A 3,006-nucleotide genomic window follows, 5' to 3' on the forward strand; every position below is an offset into this window, starting at 1 on the left:
CACCCAGGCCCAACCGGGCCTGGCGGGCTCCGGTCGAACACCGCCGGTGAAGGGCGTCGGTGAGCCGTGTGCGGGAGAACCGCATGCACGGTTCGACGGGCGGGGGCTGGAAACGGAACGCATCAGCGTCACCGCGCCAGCCCCCGACCCAACCAACCTCGATCGGGAAGGCACACAATCACATGTGCCCCATATCCAGAACGCTGCAATCAACCTCCGTCTGGCCCAACTCGGGCTGCCCCTGCCCGAAGGGTTCGAAGACACCGAGTCGGCCAGGCTCGCGCGCCCGATCCTCGCGCGCCAACGGGAGCTCAGCCGCCGGCTGTCCGACCGGTTGTGCGCGGCTGACGGGCGAATCCAGGCATTCCTCGACGACTACCTGGCCGAGACCGGTGAGCGCCCCGAGCTTCCGCGGCGAACCCTGGTGCTGGATGAGCCGGGCCTGGCCCGCGACCTTGCCCTGCCCTTCGACGGCGACAGCTTCACCTCGCCGCTGCTGAGCAGCTACCGGCTCGTCAACGGCGTGCTGCACAATCCGGCCAACGATCGCCGGACCACCGCGGGGGTCTTCCACATCGCCGAGGGCGGACTCCCCATCCCGGATGACAAGATCGCCGTGCCCAAGGTGGCGTTCGCCCGGCTGCTGGCCGTCGCGTTCGAGCCGCCGGAGATCGACAAGGTCTTGCCCTACACGGCCAACCAGCTGCAGCCGGCGGCCTGCTTCGTCTCGTTGCACCTTCGCCCGCTGGTGTCCCCAGAGGCACCCGGCTCGGTGCGCGAGAAGCGGATGGAGACCCGCTTCATCGTGCCCGGTGGCATGGTCGCCAACCTCGACTTCGTGGAGGGCATCTTCGGCAATGGGGGCGACCCCTACCTGCCCGAGAACGACGCGTCCCTGGCCCCGGAGACCTGGACCGGCCACACCGGCTGCGTCATCCTCGCCCCGCACCTGACCCGGCTGACGAAGAAGGAGCTCGGGCTGCCCCACGTGAGCCAGGCGACCGACCGGCAGAAGCACGACGGGGTGTGCTGGGAGCAGGAGGACGAGCTGTACAACGGCGGGCGCGCCTTCAAGATCTGTGCCCGGGACACTCGTGGCGTGATCGTGACGGTGATCGCCGACACCTACTTCGGCTACTGCAAGAAGGAGGTCAAGACCCAGATCTCCTACTCGGCGAACCTGTTCGGCAACGCCGAGGAGGAGCACGCCGGTGGCGCACTGGTCTTCGCCAGCTACAACCTGGGCCAGGAGTACACGGAGACCTCCTCCGGTGACTCCTATAACCTGGCTGAGGTCCTCGAACGCGATCCGGGGCGGTTCGTGTCCCAGCCGCAGGGACATGCCCTCGACCTGCAGCAGCCGCACATCGTGCTGGTGCCGGCCTGCCCGCACTACTCGCTGCGCGCCATGACCGTCTCCTGGTCTGGCGCCGACGGCCAGCGTCAATCGATCCCCCTGCGCGCCGACCAGGTCTACCTGAGCCCGAACGGTTACCGCGTCGGGATCGCCCAGCAGCCCTACGACCGGACGGCGTGGAGCCTGATCGGCACCGTGCCCAACGCCACGTCGTGCCACAAGCCGGCGACGGTCTCCGGTGGCGGCAAGTCGGAGATCTCCAAGGCCATCACCGATGCGTTCATCTTCGGGTCTGAGTTCGTCGCGGACTTCGACACCGACATGGACTCGGTCGCCGCGATCCTCGACCGGGACTTCTCCAGACGCTTCCTCGACCCGGCGAGGAACGACCAGGACGACCGGCCGATCCTGTCCGAGGAACGCTCGATCGGGTCGGTGATCAAGCTGCTCACCCCGTCTCGGTCGGAGTATCACGCCGATTACAACGCCTGGCTGGACCGCATCCCGCCCTACATCAAGGAGCTGGTCTACGTGGTCCAGCGCTCCTACCGCCCGGAATGGGGGAACGACTGGCGCAGTCACTTCAGCGTTGCGGCCATCGACGGTCGCCAGGGCAACAGTCTGCGACTGGACGGCAACAGGATCACCATCAGCATGCTGCGGGTCGGCTACAACGCCGACGCATCCTGGCGCCTGTTCAGCCTTCGCCACGACTTCTCACCGGCGGTGAAGGTGCAGACCCAGGACGACATCACCGCCTCGACGGTCGTCCCGGGCGGCCAACTGGGAATGGATGCGGCGCGTTCGTACAAGCTCGTAGAGAATTGCGAGGACCTGCTGTTCCAGCGCCCCGACGACGCCATCCACCGGGGGTACGATAAGCAGGCCGAGCGCGACATCGCCGCCCCCGGGACGTTCCTGTCGAACTTCGAGCCTTTGACCCGGGCCGATGCCATCGCGATGCGCGACGATGCCGTGGCCTTCAGCGCCTTCAGCGAGCCGATGGCGGAGATGATCAGCCGATTCGCCGACACGACCGAGGGTGACGGCCCGGCGTACTTCGTGAGCTCGGCCAACCCGCGGCTGGTGGAGGGCAAGCCCTCGAAGAACCCGCGCTACCTGCAGCAGCGACCGGACCGCACCCATGCCAGGGCCACTGCAGTGGCGGAGCTGTCCGCGCGCCTGGTTCGCCGGCTGCCGTCTGGTGCGCCGCTGCTGTTGCCGGTGGAGGTGGTCGCCGCTGGGCGGCGGAACAACCCCCCCGACGGGCCGGTGCCGCCGCTGTGCCCGTACAGCCCGCTGCATTACATGGAGGTGCCCGAGCTGTTCATGGAGTTCATCTCGTCGATGACAGGTAAGTCCCCCTCCACGACCGGGGCTGGCTCCGAGGGCGCGCTAACCAAGGGCCCCTTCAACGCCATGCCGGCCATCATCGACCTGAACGCCTCGGTGCTGTCCTACGCGCTCACCGGCTACGACGGCTGGGTGTCCGCAGCCGGATACGTCGGGCCGCACGTGCGGGTAGACCACGACTTCTCCCTGCTCGTGCCGGAGCTGTTCTCGCGGATGACCCCGGACGAGCGGGACGCCCGCAACCTCATCGCCGAGGGCGCCCTGGAGAAGCTGACCGACTTCGAGCACGACGGCCG

At 67.9% G+C, this 3,006-nt stretch carries 1 protein-coding gene; it reads left to right on the forward strand.

Going from position 1 to position 3,006, the window contains the following annotated elements; translation table 11 throughout:
- Nucleotides 1-184 precede the first annotated feature (184 nt).
- The coding region (locus VIM19_20355; GenBank protein HEY5187188.1) for a hypothetical protein at nt 185-3,006 on the forward strand (2,822 nt) is incomplete at its 3' end.

Source organism: Actinomycetes bacterium (genome assembly GCA_036510875.1).
Lineage (GTDB): Bacteria > Actinomycetota > Actinomycetes > Prado026 > Prado026 > DATCDE01.